The organism is Moraxella sp. Pampa, assembly GCF_035181385.1.
Lineage (GTDB): Bacteria > Pseudomonadota > Gammaproteobacteria > Pseudomonadales > Moraxellaceae > Moraxella.
In genome coordinates, this window is record NZ_JAXCJK010000003.1 from 140,354 (window position 1) to 156,543 (window position 16,190).

The following is a 16,190-nucleotide window of genomic DNA, read 5'->3' on the forward strand; positions in this document are numbered from 1 at the left end:
TTGGCTGTAATGACCAAATAAGGCGTGAAATTACGCCTTATTGAATGTAAAAAATGCCAAATGGCTATTGGTGGTTTTCTGATTCATTGGGGGTTAGGTTGATGCCTGCTTGGGCGGCAAGACCATCTGGGCTAAATACACCTTCAAAAACGAATGCTGTCGGACCTGTCATGATGACAGAATAACCATCTTGCCAGCGAATTGCAAGACTGCCACCATAAAGTTGTGCACGAATATCCACGCCCTCATCAAGCCAGCCTTCTCGAACGCCAATAGCCACAGCTGCACACGCGCCTGTGCCACACGCTTGGGTTTCGCCCACACCTCGTTCGTAGACTCTTAGGCGAATGTGACGCTGATTGATGACTTGCATGAAGCCAACATTGACACGCTCAGGAAAAGCGGGGTGGTTTTCAATGGCTTTGCCCAGTCGTTCAACATCAGCAGTCAACACATCATCAACTTTGATGACGGCGTGCGGGTTGCCCATGTTGGCAAGATATAGTTGAATGGGCGTACCTTCCACATTCAGTCTGTAAGAATTGCCCACTTTGGTGATGGACTGTGGGGCAAATGGAATCTCATTTGGGGAGAATTTTGGTTTGCCCATGTCTACTTGTACCCAACCATAGCGGTCGATGGCCAATGTGATGATGCCACTGGCTGTTTCGACACGCAGACGCTGTTTAAAAGACAATTTGCGAGCCTGTACAAATGATGCAAAACAGCGAGCACCATTGCCACATTGGCTGACTTCCTGCCCATCGGCATTAAAGATACGATATTTAAAATCAACATCAGGACGGCTTGGCGGTTCAACGATGAGCAACTGGTCAAAGCCTACCCCAAGATGGCGATTGGCAAGTAAACGCACAAGATCGGTGGTTAGGTTCATACGCTGGGTAACTAGGTCAATAACCATAAAATCGTTGCCCAGTCCGTGCATTTTGGTAAATTCGATGAGCATTGTTGTTCCTTTTTCTAAGTTGAGACAAACATCCTTGTGGTTGCATTTTGGTCATCACATCCGTGTGGGTTCATGACTATCTTATCATGATGTAGGGTGATTTGCCTAATAAATTTGCCCAAAGCTTAAGTGATGGAATCAATTTTACTAAAAATTTTGTTAATGCTTTTTAAGCCATCATCGGTCAAGCTGACATTAACAAAGCCACACCCAATTGTGGGTGTGGCTTAAAATTGATTGGTTGCTAGAATCAAATACTTTCACCACGCCATAAATCGTCTAAGGTTTCACGCATACGCACCAAGCGGTGTGTACCATTGTCCGTCATGACTTCTGCTGGGCGTGGGCGAGTGTTATAGTTGCTTGCCATGGTAAAGCCATATGCCCCAGCTCCTGTAACCGTGAGCAAATCGCCAACAGTTAATGACAAATATCTGTCTTTGCCAATAAAGTCACTGGACTCGCATACCGCACCAACAATATCCCAAGTTTGAGCGGTTGGGACTGTCTCATTTTCACATGGCAAATTGGCAGGAATGATTGCCATTACCGATTCATACAAAGCAGGGCGAATCAGCTCACTCATAGACGCATCAACGATGGCAAAGTTTTTATGTTCGGTAGGTTTTAGCACATCAACTTTGGTCAAAAGCACACCAGCGTTAGCGGCAATATTACGCCCTGGTTCTAGATGCAAACCTATGTTGTATTTGGCTTGCAGGGTAAGTAATTTTGGTAGCAGTGCTTCGGCAAATTCATGCACACTGACAGGATTTTCATCAATATAACGCACACCCAAGCCACCACCTAGATCAAGATGTTGCAAGTTGATGCCATGAGTGTGCAACTCATCAATCAGCTCAATCATTTTATCAAGTGCATCAATAAACGGCTTCACTTCGGTGAGCTGTGAACCGATATGGCAGTCAATGCCGATAATATTAAGATTTGGTAGGCTTTTGGCGTATTTATAAGCTGTTATTGCCATATCGTGAGAGATGCCAAATTTGTTGTCTTTCATGCCTGTTGAGATGTATGGGTGTGTTTTGGCATCAACATCTGGGTTGATACGCAAGGCAATCGGAGCAATTTTTCCTAGATTTTGAGCAACTTGATTGATGGTATCAAGCTCGCTGAGAGCTTCAACATTAAAACACCCAATGCCTGCTTCTAGTGCCTTTTGTATGTCTGCTGGGCTTTTGCCCACACCAGAATACACCACGCGTGAGACATCACCACCTGCTTTCATCACTCGTGCCAACTCTCCTGATGATACGATATCAAAGCCTGCACCTGCTTGGGCGAGCGTAGCCAGTACAGCAAGGTTGGCATTGGCTTTAACTGCATAGCAGATTTGCACATCGTTTAAGGCACTAAAACTCTCCACATAGGCGGTGTAATTGGCAAGTAGGGCATTCTTAGAGTAGGCATAAAGTGGCGTGCCATATACTTGGGCGAGTGTGTTTGTATTCACACCGTCAATGTGAAGTTTGCCGTTTTGATAATCAATAAAAGGCAGGGTGTCGGTTAATTTTTGTGCGTTAATGGTCAGTGCACCATCGTGATTTTGGCTGGCTGTACTAAAAGTCATCATCTTATCTCGTTGTTTTTATCTCATTGTTTGGCCAGTTAAAAGCTTTGGCAATTTAGGGTCTAAATGATTAAATTAAAAGGCTGGGCGGTGATTAAAGCAAAGTTAAAGTTAAAAAAAAGTGTGATTGTGTTGCTGTTGTACTTATTTCTTTTTTGATTTAAAAAATATCAACCATTGCTTGGGCTATTGATGACTGCATCTAAGGTGGATTCATCAATAATATTTGAATTTAACTTTGTGGGGGTGGGCGTATTTGGTAAATATAACGCACCTTTTTGACCACAGGCGGATAACAAGGCACAAAGCATGGCTAAAATAAGGGTGTTTTCCATGGTGATTTTTTGTTAAAAATTGCAAAAATATTTTACCTAAATTTTATTAAAATACCAATAAATTTTCGTTAATTACAGCTAAGTTTATGATTATCAAAGAAAAACACATGACAAAAATTGATAATTTCTTAAAGGTTAAAGACTTTTGATGATTTTATTGCTATAATGCTAAAGAAAAAGACTGATTTATTTTTATTAGCAGTCAATCCAATTTAGACAAGTAATGCAATAGGAAACGACAATGGCATTAATCAACCCAACACTGGTATTAAACTGTGGTTCTTCATCATTAAAATACGCCTTGATCAGTGAAGATGGTGAAACTCGTATTGAGGGCTTGGCAGAAGCACTTGGAAATAGTGATGCACGCATTAAACATAAGGGTCTTGATGGCTCTAAGGTTGAGATTAATATTCCAAACTCAGGTGCTCATACAGAAGCACTTCAAATCATTTTAGGTGAGCTTATCGCCGAGCATAAGCCTGTGGCAGTAGGCCATCGTGTGGTTCATGGTGGTGATAAATTCACCAAAGCAACCATCATTAATGATGAGGTGTTAAGTCATATTGAAGAGCTTGCCAGCCTTGCACCATTGCATAACCCTGCTAATGCCGCAGGAATCAAGGCGATTAATGAACTATTCCCAGGGTTGCCACAGGTTGCTATTTTTGATACAGCGTTTCACCAAACCATGCCCGATGTTGCGTTCCGTTACGCCATTCCAAAAGAGCTTTATGAAAAAGACCGTATTCGTCGCTACGGTTTTCACGGCTCTTCACATGCTTATGTATCAAATCGTGCCAGTGAATTGACCAGCAAAGATGGTCAGCATGGCTGGTTGGTGGCGCATCTTGGCAATGGTTGCTCAGCAACAGCCATCTATAACGGCAAGAGCCTTGACACTTCAATGGGTTTGACGCCACTAGAAGGTCTGATGATGGGTACTCGCTCAGGTGATGTAGACCCAAGCTTGCACATTCATTTGCATCGTACATTAGGTTTGTCCATTGAAGAAATTGACACGCTATTGAATAAAAAAAGCGGTATTTTAGGTGTCTCTGGGCTATCAAATGATATGCGTACCGTTGAGCAGGCTGCCGATGAAGGCAATCAAGATGCAATCCTTGCTCTAGATATTTTTGCTTATCGTGTGGCTAAATATTTGGCAAGTTTAAGCTGTGCTTTGCCTGATTTTACAGGCATTGCCTTTACAGGAGGTGTGGGTGAGAATGCAGCGGTCATGCGTGCTAGCATTGTTGGTCATTTACGCCATTTTGGTATCAAAATCAATGAGGCTAAGAATGCTGAGTTGTCTCGGGGTGCAGAAGGTAGCTTCCACGCTGATGATTCGTCAGTTGAGCTGTGGGTAATCCCAACCGATGAAGAATACCAAATCATGAGCGAATCTCGTGCAGCGTTAGGCTTGTAGACCCTAAATAAAAGCAAAATAAAAGCTTGAGCATTTTTTGGCTTGATATTGGTTGTGTTGTGCAGAGCGACCTTAAAGGCAAACTGTCTGACAAGATGAATTATCCTTTGGTTTGTCATCTTTTAAAGTAAGGCTACTGCGGTTATTGTGATCATAAAAATATGTTTGCCGGTGGTGCATCAAGCTATTGTTTAATCATTTGTTAAGGAAAGTCATGAAAACATTACTACTAATTCCAACAACTCGTCAAGTGAACATTGATAATTTGGCACAAAATGTCGCTCAATTATTGGACGCTTCGGTGCTAAACATTCCAAGTCATCATGAGCTTGGCGATGCCATCAGTCAAGGGGGGCTAGACAGTCTGCTTGAGTCGTTTATTGCCAAGCAAAATGCCCCTGTGAATGTGGTGGCAGGTGTTATGGCTGATGAAAATGCACCATTTGCCAATGAAGTAAACAGTGAGTTGGCAACAGGTCTTGATGCTCAAATCATTCTTGTGGGTGATGATTCTTCTCGTATGCGACTGTTTGCATCTGCCTTTGGTGGCATCAAGGGTGAGCGTATTTGGGGTTTGATTGGCACTTCTGAATTATCTGGTACACTACAAGTGGTAGCACGCACCGATGTAGATGGTCAGCTGTCTGAAATTGATACTAATGCTTTTGAGGCCTACAAGACCGCTGAGCGTACTCAAAAATTATCGCCATATGCGTTTCGCAATCAGGTGGTGCGTTTGGCCCAGTCTGCTAAAAAACGCATTGTTCTGCCAGAAGGCGATGAGCCACGCACCATTGAAGCGGCGACAATTTGTCAAAATCGTGGCATTGCACAATGCGTACTACTTGGCGATGCTGCTAAAATCCGTGCGGTAGCCGAGCAGCGTGGCGTGGTGTTGCCATCAGATATTGAAATCATTGAGCCTAGTGCGATTATTGAGAAATATGTTGACCCAATGGTTGAGCGTCGTAAGGGTAAAATTGATCAAGAAGGTGCAAGAGTTGCCCTGCAAGATACGGTGTATCTTGGTACAATGATGTTACAAGTTGGTGATGTTGATGGCTTGGTTTCTGGTGCAGTGCATACCACAGCCGACACCATTCGCCCAGCATTTCAGTTGATTAAGACCGCACCAGAGTACAGTTCGGTGTCTTCTGTCTTCTTTATGTTGTTGCCTGAGCAAGTGGTTGTTTATGGCGACTGTGCAGTCAATCCAAATCCAACGGCCGAACAGCTTGCTGAAATTGCCATGCAATCGGCCGAATCTGCCAAAGCATTTGGTATTGATCCAAAAGTGGCGTTAATCAGCTACTCCACCATGGATTCAGGTTCAGGTCCTGATGTGGATACCGTTAAAGCGGCATTGGAAATCGTGCGTGAAAAAGCACCAACACTTAAAGTTGATGGTCCATTGCAATTTGACGCAGCATCTGTACCGAGTGTTGGTAAGCAAAAAGCACCAAACTCTGCTGTTGCAGGTGAAGCCAATGTGTTTATATTCCCTGATTTGAACACAGGCAATACCACCTATAAGGCGGTACAGCGTACTGCAGGTGTGATTAGCGTAGGCCCTATGTTGCAAGGCTTGAATAAGCCTGTTAATGACCTGTCTCGTGGCTGTTTGGTAGATGATATTGTTTATACCATCGCTTTGACTGCCATTCAGGCGATTGGCAATAAATAAGCATGATTAGGTGCCTAAATCGCACAACAAAACCCTGTCAAACGACAGGGTTTTGTTGTATGAAAAGATTGTATTGGGCATCGGTCGGCTAATGAAGCATGAAAGGCTAATCAAGGGCTTGATTTTTGACCAGCTGGTACATCGTCGGTAAAGTTGATGATGTGCTGAGTTGCTTTCTTGGATTTTGAGCGGTTATCGGCCGAAACCCATTGTACGGGCGTGTCATGCAACTGCTGGCGAGTAAAATTCATCCAAATTGGTAATGCCGCCACACCGCCATATTCACCTGCACCCATAGGGGCGGGGTTATCAAAGCCAACCCATACGACAGTTGAGCTTGTTGGGTGTACGCCAGCAAACCACGCATCTTTAGCTTGGTTGGTTGTACCTGTTTTGCCACCAACATCAGCACGACCCAACGCTAAGGCCTTTTTGGCCGTGCCACTTGTGATGACTTCACGCAACATTCCTGCCATTTCGTAAGATGTTTTTTGACTGATGACTCGTGGTGCTTGGTTGGCGTTGGCATACAAAGCAGGGGAGATGGGTTTTAGGCGGTCGTGCTTGGGGGTTGCGTTTGGTTGATTGTCTTGTGTGATAGACTTATCTTTTTGATTTTGACCAAAGGATATGGCAAGCGATCTATTTAAATGTTTTAGGTTGTCATTAAAACACAATGCACACGCCTGAACAGGGTTGGCCTGAAAAATAACTGTGTTTTTAAAATCATAAATGCGTTCGATAAAATAGGGCTGTATTCGATGACCGCCATTAATTAAGGTTGCAAAGCCTGTCGCCATTTGTAGTGGCGTAACACTGGCTGCACCAAGTGCAAGTGCCAATGTTGTGGGCAGGCGTTCTTTTTCTAAGCCCATCATATTAAGTGTCTGCCGTGCATTGTCAATGCCTGTTGATTGCAACAAGCGAATTGACGGTGTGTTACGAGACAAAGCAAGTGCACGGCGTATGGGCATGGCACCTGTATAATTACCATCGGCATTTTTGGGCCGCCAGTTACCAATACTGATGGCGGCATCAGATATGAGACTGTCTGGGGTGAATTTGCCTGTTTCAAGGGCAGCGGCATAGATGAGTGGTTTGATGATAGAGCCAGGTTGGCGATAACCTTGGGTAACACGGTTAAATTTACTGTGATTAAAATTAAAGCCACCAACAAGTGCTCTTACTGCACCATTATCAGGGTGAATGGATACTAAGGCACCTTGAATTGATGGTGGCTGTGCCAATCGCCAAGTGTTTTTTTCTTTATTCAGCGGTGTTACACGCACAATATTGCCAACTTGAAGCATCTGATGCGGGTTGGTAAAATAGCTACCAGCACGACCAGGTCCAAGTGAGCGACGCGCCCAGTTCATGCCACCAGACCAAGCCACATTGATGATGTTGCCTGATTGTAATTTGGCTTGAAATCCGCTGTTTGTTACTTTAATGACCTGAGCGGCATACATGTTATCATAAGTGCTAAAATTATTTAGTTTACCAGACTTGGCTTCTATCCCTTGCCAGCCATTACCATGGCGAGCATCATAGCTTTTTAGACCTGAAATCAGTGCATCTTCGGCAGCAATTTGTTCGTTGCTATTAACGGTCAGTTGTATACGCCAACCGCTGTCCATGACTTGCTTGCCATATTTTTCTACCAAACTACTACGAGCCATTTCTGCCAAATAGGGCATATTTAGATCAAGTTTTTCACGATACAAATGCAGTCCAATCGGTGCATTGATTGCCTCATCATGCTCGGCTTTGCTGATGTGTCCGTCTTGGAGCATTCTTCCAATAATCCAGTTTCGGCGAGTTAAGGCTCGTTGTGGATTAGCGACAGGATTGTAAGCAGAAGGGGCTTTTGGTAGGCCTGCAATCATTGCCATCTCAGCAATGGTTAATTTGTCTAAAGTTTTGCTAAAATAAACACGAGCAGCAGCGGCCACACCGTAAGAGCCTTCACCCAGATAAATCTTGTTGACATAAAGCGTCAAGATTTCATCTTTGGTCATCTCGTTTTCAATTTTGCGAGCAATGAATAATTCGGTCAGCTTTCTGTTTAAGGTACGCTCGGTGCTTAAAAAATAGTTTTTGGCAACTTGCATGGTGATGGTTGAGCCACCTGTTTGTGTGTCATCGTTGGTAATCACTTCGGTAATGGCACGCCCAATACCTTTGACACTGATGCCACTATGTTCAAAGAAACTCGAATCTTCTGCGGACAAAAAGGCATTAATGAGCTGTTTGGGCATTTGCTCATAAGTGACAGGCATTGAAAAACGGTTGCCGTATTGGCCGATGAGCTTGTTGTCCGCTGTGTAGATTTGCAATGGCATCTCAAATTTGCTGGTGTTGATATTTTTGACATCAGGCAGATTTGGTTGTAGATACATTGCCATGCCATAAAAACCAATAGGAAAAGCAAGCACCAAAATCAAGATGAATGCAATGATTGCAACCAAAAACCGAAAAATTATGGAAAGTATTGATGCGTTAAGTGGGGTGTCTGGAGTGTCAGTCATGGCATTGTTTTTTTTGGATTTGAGTACAAAGATGGGCTTAGGTGGCACGATTTTATTGGACCGAATTCAACTAATTTCCCATTTTACCATGTTGTGATAAAAATATCAGCATTGTGTGATATTTTATATGATTGTGTTTGTCATATCCCTTGGGTGTTTTTGATTGTTTAAAATGGGCAGACTTAAAAAGATTTGTTGTGGCTTTTAATCATATTTTAATCAAAAAACTATCCATAGGAACAAATACCTGCCCCACCATCAGCCGTCTTGCCGAACGGCTCATAGATACTTTGCGAGCGAGCCATTTGCCGTTCACGTATTCAGACTGTGCACCAACAGTAAGCACCCCTGATGGATGTCCAAAACAGACTTCTGTCAAATTCCCACCACCTGCCACATCATTGACAATCGTGCCGACTATCGTCCCTGCTGTACCGATTGCCACGCTAGCCGTACCCATCATCGCATGGTGCAACTGCCCCATACTCATCGCACGGGCTAATAGGTTGATGTCGTTTGCTTTGACTGTCTTTCCACTTGACGACACATAGTCGCAAGGCTCTGCAACCCAAGCGATTTTTGGCGTGTGTTGGCGAGTTTCGGCTTGCTCTATATCGTCAATCAAGCCCATTTTGACCGCCCCAAAGCTACGGATTTTTTCTAATTTGTCTAAAATTTCGCTGTTTGAATTGATGTCTTTTTGCAATTCTGTCCCTGTAAAACCCAAATCTTTGGCACGCAAAAATATCGTTGGAATGCCAGCATTGATAAGTGTTACTTCAAATTCACCCACATCAGGCACACTCAAAGTATCTTTTAAATTGCCTGTTGGGAACATTTCGCCTGTATCTTCCACAGGGTCAATAAATTCAATTTTAATCTCGCTAGCTGGGAATGTTACACCGTCTAGCTCAAAATCGCCTGTTTCTACCACTTGTCCGTTTTTGATTGGAACATAGGCGATAATGGTTTTACCGATATTTTGTTGATAAATTCGTACTGTGCAAATGCCATTGTCAGGGATTTTATCTTTTGCAATCAAGCCATTAAAAATCGCAAAACTGCCGACTGCCCCTGTCAAATTGCCACAGTTGCCCGACCAATCAATCATCGCCCTATCAATCGCCACTTGCCCAAACAGATAATTGACATCGTGCGTGCCGTCTGTGCAAGGCGAGATAATCACGACTTTGGAAGTGCTTGATGAGCCATTGCCCAGTCCGTCAATTTGCTTGCCGTAGGGGTCTGGACTGCCGACCACTCGGAGCAAAAATGCGTCTCGTGCTTGTCCTGCCACTTGGCAAGGCTCTGGCAAATCCGCCAAATTAAAAAATGTGCCTTTTGATGTGCCACCACGCATATAAGTGGCTGGGATTGGGGTTTGCATTTTGATTACTCCTTGATTAATCTGATAACGAACTATAAAAATTGATGATGTATTTGCATTTGAGGTTATTCCTTAACTATGGGTAAATCTTTTATATCTTTTAGCTCCCAATTTGACTCAACAATTGCATCGATTTCTTCAACCGATAATCCAATCAAATGAAGTATATTAACAATAATTATTAAATAAACTTTTTGAGTAACATTAATTAATTGTTTGCCGTTTGCTCTTTTATTTTTTAAAACTTCGTCATAATGAGTAAGATAATTCCTAGTATCTAAGATTAAGTTAATCAATTTATTTTTCTGCTTACGCAAAATAATTATATCTTCAAATGGTTCAATAGTTCTTTGAATTCTTTTTCTAAAACTGATTTCATTTCCATGAAAAAACTTAGGCTCTAACCATTGTGAATATTTTTCTGGACACACTCTTTTAAGTTCAGACACCAATAAACTAAATTCTTCTTCATTTAATAACTTTTCATTTGAAGTTCTACGATGAAGAGACTCTAAAGCTTGAGCCAAGAATAAAAACTGTGATTCACAATGTGTGTATTTACCATACATTATTGAAAAGAATAAATTTAGAGTTGGTTCTATGGTATTGTATAAATCAATCCATTTAGGTAAATATGATTCAAATTTATTTTCGACTTGATAAAACAAAAAAAGAGGTGTTTTAATATCTTGATTATCAAAATTATCGAAAAAATTAGAACTATGATAAATTATTCTGGTTTTTTCTAAATTTAGCGAATCCTCATTGTTTTCATAAAGTGAGCAATAAACCTCTTCTATGGAAAGTGGAGTTTGCATAATAAAGCTAAAAAATTGGTAATTTTATAAGTTTCTTTTATAAATTCATCAATTTTTTTTAAATTATTTTTTGAAGTTAATCTAATACTAACATCTTCATGAATTTTATTGCAACCAATACGAAAAGTTTCATTCATTGATACTTGATATAATATTTCAAAGTCAAAATCATCAGAAATTGAAAAATTTACATCTTGTGGTTCATTGTAGGTAATTGAAAATCCGGAATTTTGCGTAAAATTTGAATTCACATTACTACTAAAAAAAGAATTTACCCCATCAATTTTGAATCTTATAGAATAAAACTCAGCATCTCTTATATCAACCAACTCTTCTGAGAGAAAAGCATAATTGGCAATTATTTTTGTAGATGTGGGATAACAAGATGAGTATCTTACATTAGTATAGAAGCAATCAAATAACTTTACCATTGAAAAACCATCTACTTTTCCATAGATATCAAAAAAATCATTAGAAACATTTGGGAATTTCGTGTCGTGAAATTCTCCCAATACCTCTAATGAAATATCTCCATTATTTGCTACGGAAAGAACTCCTGCAAGTTTTGAGTTTTCTAGACCTTCGAGCCAAAACTCACCGAGCATTTTCATAGGTTGTTTGATTTTCATACTTTATCCTTGAGTAAAAACCAAGTATTTATACTTGATACTTGGTTTTTAAAAATTCAATAACTACAAATCAAAGGTATATAACTATACTATATTACCACCCAAAAACCTCCCCGCAAACTCCCTAAGCACACCACCTGCCTTATAAGTTCTCACATCACTATCGCTATCAAGGCGACATAACACAGGCACGGTTTGGGTCTCGCCATTTTTGCGTTCAATGACAAGCTCTAATTGAGAGCGAGCCGAAATATCGCCTTGTACCGCATAAATTTCCGTACCGTCCAATTTTAGCGTATGGCGATTTTGACCGCCCACAAATTGCAATGGCAACACACCCATTCCCACAAGATTGGTGCGGTGAATGCGTTCAAAACCTTCTGCGACAATCACTTCCACGCCAGCCAGTCGCACGCCTTTTGCTGCCCAGTCTCGGCTTGACCCTTGCCCATAATCCGCCCCTGCGATGATGATTAAAGGCTGACCACGCTCCATATAGGTCTCAATCGCTTCCCACATTCGCACAACCGTACCGTCTGGCTCAATCCTAGCAAGCGAACCTTGACGCACTGTACCGTCTGGATTTTTTACCATTTCATTAAACAGTTTTGGATTTGCCAAAGTCGCTCGTTGTGCGGTCAAATGGTCGCCTCGGTGCGTGGCATAGCTGTTAAAATCTTCTTCTGGCACGCCCATTTTTGCCAAATATTCGCCTGCTGCTGAATTTTTGACAATGGCATTGGACGGCGATAGGTGGTCAGTTGTGATATTATCAGGCAAAATGGCAAGCGGTCGCAAATTGGTTAATTGACATTCTTTTGCCAATGCCCCTTCCCAATAAGGCGGACGGCGGATATAAGTGGACATTTCACGCCAGTCATATAGCGGATTTGCCGATTTTTGTGATTTATCCAAATCAAACATTGGGATATAGATTTCACGAAATTGTTCAGGGCTGACGCTTTCTGCGACAATGCGGTCAATCTTGTCATCGCTTGGATAGATGTCTTTTAGATAAATGGGCTGGTCATTATGATAACCCAAAATATCATTTTCAATGTCAAAACGAATCGTCCCTGCAATCGCATAGGCGACCACCAAGGGCGGGCTTGCCAAAAAGGCTTGTTTTGCTTGTGGGTGAATGCGTCCGTCAAAATTGCGGTTGCCAGAGAGTACCGCTGTGGCGTATAAATCTCGCTCTACGATTTCTTGCTCAATTTCAGGTCGTAATGCACCGCTCATGCCATTACAAGTAGTGCAAGCATAAGCAACAATACCAAAGCCCAATTTTTCAAGTTCTGTTAATAATCCTGCTTTTTCAAGATACAATTTGGCAACTTTTGAACCCGGTGCAAATGATGTTTTGACCCACGGCTTTTTGCTTAAGCCCAATTCATTCGCCTTTTTCGCCAAAAGTCCTGCGGCTACGGTATTTCTAGGATTTGATGTATTGGTACAAGATGTAATCGCTGCGATAATCACCGCACCGTCAGGCATTAGACCGTCTGTGCGATTTTCCACCACGCCTGCAATGCCTTTGGCTTTTAATTCATTGGTAGCCACTTTAGCATGTGGGTTAGATGGACCTGCGATATTGCGTGTAACTTTGGATAAATCAAAGGTCAATACTCGTGGATAAACTGCCTTGGTCATTTTATCTGCCCACAGCCCCACAGTTTTGGCATAATTTTCCACAAGTTTTACTTGCTCGCTCTCTCGCCCTGTCAAGGTCAAATAATCTAGCGTGTTTTGGTCAATATAAAACAGCCCTGCGGTTGCACCATATTCAGGGGTCATATTGGCAATGGTCGCTCTATCGCCCACCGATAATGAGTTTGCCCCTTCACCAAAAAATTCAAGATAAGCCCCAACCACTCGCTCGGCTCGCAAAAATTCGGTTAAAGCCAGTACGATATCAGTCGCCGTTATCCCTGCTTGGCGTTTTCCAGTCAAATGTACACCGACAATCTCAGGCGTACGCATCATAGACGGTTGCCCTAGCATGACGCATTCGGCTTCAAGACCACCCACGCCCACCGAAATCACGCCCAAAGCGTCCGTGTGTGGGGTATGGCTATCTGTGCCAACACAGGTGTCAGGGAATGCCACACTGTCTTTAACCTGCACCACAGGCGACATTTTTTCAAGGTTAATCTGGTGCATAATGCCATTACCAGCACCAATCACATCTACATTTTCAAAGGCGGTTTTTGTCCAGTTGATAAAATGAAAACGGTCGTCATTTCGGCGGTCTTCAATGGCACGGTTTTTGGCAAATGCGTCAGGGTCATCGCCACCGTGTTCTACGGCAAGCGAATGGTCCACAATCAGCTGAGTTTGCACCACAGGATTGACACGGCTTGGGTCGCCCCCTGCTTCACTAATGGCATCACGCAGTCCTGCCAAATCCACAAGAGCGGTCTGTCCCAAAATGTCATGACATACCACACGGGCAGGATACCAAGGGAAGTCCAATTCTTGTTTATTATCAATGAGTTGTGCTAAATACTCGCCTAATTGTGGGTCATCAGGCTTATTGCGAACCAGTTGTTCAGCAAGTATTTTTGCGGTATAGGGCAATTTATCGTAAGCGTTGGGCTTGATATCGTTAATCGCCTGTTCTACATCGTAATAATGTAGCTCGGTATTTGCTAAGGGTTTGCGGTAGTTTTTCATTGCTGTTTCCTTTTGGCTGTGATATGTCGTTATTTATTCAAATCATTAAATGATTTAAAATTGGTTGGTGTAGCACCAGAATTTTGGTTACTTAAATTTAATGTAGAACATAATCTTGCATAAAATTTTGGGTCAATTCCACCGATAAAATCCCAAGTATCTGAACCCTTACTCATTTCCAAAACACCAGCAAGGTGTCTATATTTGTTGCCTAAGCGATTTCTTTTTATATAGTTTGAAACTTGATTGCTATGAGTAAAGCTGAAACTTTGAACTTCATTAACTAACTGCTCAAATTCACGCTCTTGAATTTGTTCAAGTTCTTTCCTTTTTTGAATTTCTTGTTGTCTGATAGCCATTAATCTATCATTTTCCGCCTGTATTTCTCTTTGACGCTCAATTCTTTTTTGGTTTTCTATCTGTTCTAAAATATTTCTTGCATTTTTTAGAATTTCTATTTCTTTTTTATCCAATACATCATTGACCGCTAACTCAATCCATTTTGGTAGCGAAGTAGAAGTATCAAGAAATTTATTTTTTAAAATTCCAATAAGTGTAGGGTTATTTTTAATTTGTTCATCATCTGGCTTTAATAATCTTAAAACTTGCTCTCCTTTGTCTGTTTTTTCAATTTCAAACCAAAAATAAATGTCGTTAATATTACCATTTTCTAGATTGTTGAAAATTTCATCATTAAACTTTTTGATAGCTTTAATGTGGAAAAATGCCTTATGATTATTGCTACTAAATGGATAATTATCATTTGCTCTTTTAAAACAACAAATGACAAAACCAAACCCCCTGTTTTGGATATATTTTTCAACTTTACCAAATTCAATAGCCATACAAAAATACCTTTTATAAAATTAACACCTTAAAAACAAAGGCACATTTTTCCATAAAATATGCCCTTGTCTTATCAATTAACGCTCATTCATCGGCATAAATTTTAAATCTTCAGGGCCAGTATAATTGGCACTTGGGCGGATAATTTTGCCGTCTGCTCGCTGTTCTAAAATATGAGCTGACCAACCTGCCGTCCGTGCAATCACAAACAATGGGGTAAACATCGCCGTTGGCACGCCCATTTTTTGGTAAGAGACCGCAGAGAACCAATCTAAATTTGGGAACATCTTTTTCTCATTCCACATCAAAGTTTCTAAGCGTTCAGCAATATCAAACAGTCGCATATCGCCTGTTTCTTCCGATAAATCTTTGGCGACTTGTTTAATCACTTTATTTCTTGGGTCGCCTGTGGTATAAACAGGGTGTCCAAAACCGATGATTATTTCTTTTTTGGCGATGCGTTCTTTAATATCGGCTTCGGCTTCATCAGGCGTACGATAGCGTTTTTGAATGTCATAAGCGACTTCATTGGCTCCGCCGTGTTTTGGACCTTTTAACGCCCCAATCGCACCACAAATGCACGAATACATATCCGAGCCTGTTCCTGCAATCACTCGGCTTGTGAAGGTGGACGCATTAAATTCATGCTCGGCATATAATATTAGGCTAATGTGCATCGCCTTTCTGTGGTATTCATCAGGACGCACACCGTGCAATAAATGCAAGAAATGCCCGCCAATAGAATCTTCTTCACTTTCCACGCTAATGCGTTTGCCATTATGCGAATATTGATACCAATACAACAAAATAGAGCCAAGACTTGCAAGAAGTTTATCGGCAATATCACGGGCTTCACTGGTAGGCATACTTTCTCGCTCTGGAAAAACACAGCCCAACATTGACACGCCCGTCCGCAAAACATCCATGGGGTGCGTATGAGCAGGCAAACTTTCCAATACTTCAATGACACGAATTGGCAAGCCTCGCATTGATTTTAATTTTTGCTTATAGGCGATGAGTTCATAGCGATTTGGCAAATGTCCGTGAATGAGCAAATGAGCGACTTCTTCATATTCGCAATTATTTGCCAAATCCAAAATATCATAACCACGATAATGCAAATCATTGCCAGATTTACCAACGGTACAAAGGGCGGTATTGCCTGCAATTTGTCCGCTTAGTGCCACGCTCTTTTTGGGTTTAAAGCCGGGGGTTTGCGGTAGATTTTGTTCACTCATAATATAGTTCCTTTTGTCCTTAATGGGAAATGATAATTTATTGAACGCTTTAAATGTCAAAT

Annotated in this window: 11 protein-coding genes and 1 pseudogene; 2 read left to right on the forward strand and 10 right to left on the reverse strand. The window is 41.7% G+C overall.

The window, feature by feature from the left end; translation table 11 throughout:
* Positions 1-64: 64 nt before the first annotated feature.
* From dapF to lptM, 3 genes are all read right to left on the reverse strand, one after another.
* Positions 65-967, reverse strand: coding sequence for a diaminopimelate epimerase (dapF, locus tag R0123_RS06785; protein WP_323843521.1), 903 nt, complete (start codon positions 965-967; stop codon positions 65-67).
* 250 nt (positions 968-1,217) lie between these two features.
* Positions 1,218-2,558 carry a diaminopimelate decarboxylase gene (lysA, locus tag R0123_RS06790; RefSeq protein ID WP_323843603.1) on the reverse strand — a complete coding sequence of 447 codons (1,341 nt, stop codon included), beginning with the start codon at positions 2,556-2,558 and terminating at the stop codon, positions 1,218-1,220.
* Between the two features lie 170 nt (positions 2,559-2,728).
* Complete coding sequence (lptM, locus tag R0123_RS06795; RefSeq protein ID WP_323841999.1) at positions 2,729-2,893, reverse strand: LPS translocon maturation chaperone LptM; 165 nt, start codon at positions 2,891-2,893, stop codon at positions 2,729-2,731.
* Positions 2,894-3,134: 241 nt separating this feature from the next.
* Here lptM and R0123_RS06800 point away from each other — a divergent pair, with 241 nt between their 5' ends.
* Together R0123_RS06800 and pta are read left to right on the forward strand one after the other, a co-directional pair.
* The gene (locus R0123_RS06800) at positions 3,135-4,322 is read left to right on the forward strand and encodes an acetate kinase (protein WP_323843522.1); all 1,188 of its coding nucleotides are present in this window, start codon (positions 3,135-3,137) and stop codon (positions 4,320-4,322) included.
* A gap of 643 nt (positions 4,323-4,965) precedes the next feature.
* A pseudogene (gene pta, locus R0123_RS06805) lies at positions 4,966-6,006 on the forward strand (phosphate acetyltransferase); the annotation flags it as partial.
* Positions 6,007-6,116: 110 nt separating this feature from the next.
* Here pta and R0123_RS06810 read toward each other — a convergent pair.
* The 7 genes from R0123_RS06810 to prpC form a co-directional block, all read right to left on the reverse strand.
* Positions 6,117-8,534 (reverse strand): PBP1A family penicillin-binding protein, encoded by a 2,418-nt coding sequence (locus tag R0123_RS06810; RefSeq protein ID WP_323843523.1) that lies wholly within the window; start codon positions 8,532-8,534, stop codon positions 6,117-6,119.
* Positions 8,535-8,742: 208 nt separating this feature from the next.
* Positions 8,743-9,921 carry a 2-methylaconitate cis-trans isomerase PrpF gene (gene prpF / locus R0123_RS06815; protein WP_323843524.1) on the reverse strand — a complete coding sequence of 393 codons (1,179 nt, stop codon included), beginning with the start codon at positions 9,919-9,921 and terminating at the stop codon, positions 8,743-8,745.
* Positions 9,922-9,986: 65 nt separating this feature from the next.
* Entirely contained in the window at positions 9,987-10,739 is a 753-nt protein-coding gene (locus tag R0123_RS06820; RefSeq protein WP_323843525.1) for a HEPN domain-containing protein, read from the reverse strand.
* Positions 10,718-11,368 (reverse strand): hypothetical protein, encoded by a 651-nt coding sequence (locus R0123_RS06825; protein ID WP_323843526.1) that lies wholly within the window; start codon positions 11,366-11,368, stop codon positions 10,718-10,720. The genes R0123_RS06820 and R0123_RS06825 overlap by 22 nt, the downstream gene beginning before the upstream one ends.
* A gap of 84 nt (positions 11,369-11,452) precedes the next feature.
* Positions 11,453-14,044: a Fe/S-dependent 2-methylisocitrate dehydratase AcnD gene (gene acnD, locus R0123_RS06830; protein ID WP_323843527.1), complete on the reverse strand. Its 2,592-nt coding sequence runs from the start codon at positions 14,042-14,044 to the stop codon at positions 11,453-11,455.
* Positions 14,045-14,073: 29 nt separating this feature from the next.
* Positions 14,074-14,889: a hypothetical protein gene (locus R0123_RS06835; RefSeq protein WP_323843528.1), complete on the reverse strand. Its 816-nt coding sequence runs from the start codon at positions 14,887-14,889 to the stop codon at positions 14,074-14,076.
* Positions 14,890-14,967: 78 nt separating this feature from the next.
* Positions 14,968-16,128: a bifunctional 2-methylcitrate synthase/citrate synthase gene (prpC, locus tag R0123_RS06840; RefSeq protein ID WP_323843529.1), complete on the reverse strand. Its 1,161-nt coding sequence runs from the start codon at positions 16,126-16,128 to the stop codon at positions 14,968-14,970.
* Positions 16,129-16,190: the final 62 nt, after the last annotated feature.